Origin of the sequence: Chitinophaga sp. GbtcB8, assembly GCF_019091455.1 — a bacterium.
Taxonomy (GTDB): Bacteria; Bacteroidota; Bacteroidia; order Chitinophagales; family Chitinophagaceae; genus Chitinophaga.
Window position 1 is genome coordinate 1 of sequence record NZ_JAGXJN010000553.1, and the last position, 228, is coordinate 228.

General features: G+C 50.9%; 1 pseudogene. It reads right to left on the bottom strand.

The annotated features are described in order from the left end of the window. Positions 1 to 228: pseudogene (locus KVT36_RS32545) on the bottom strand (8-amino-7-oxononanoate synthase); the annotation flags it as partial.

Here is a 228-nt window from a genome sequence, read left to right on the forward strand (position 1 = left end):
GTTATGTCCAGTTTTGCGAAAGCTTCCTTCATTTTATCCCCCGCTTCTACGACCTGGTGAAAGGTATGTGTAGCCACGAGGGAGAAGCGCAGCATTGTTGCAACGGCAGGCACCGCGGGCGGTACTACGGGGTTTACGAACAGCCGGTTGTCCTGCAGCATGTTTGCGATAGCAAAGGTTATTTCATGATCCCTTACATATACAGGAATAATAGGGGAAGCGGTGGGT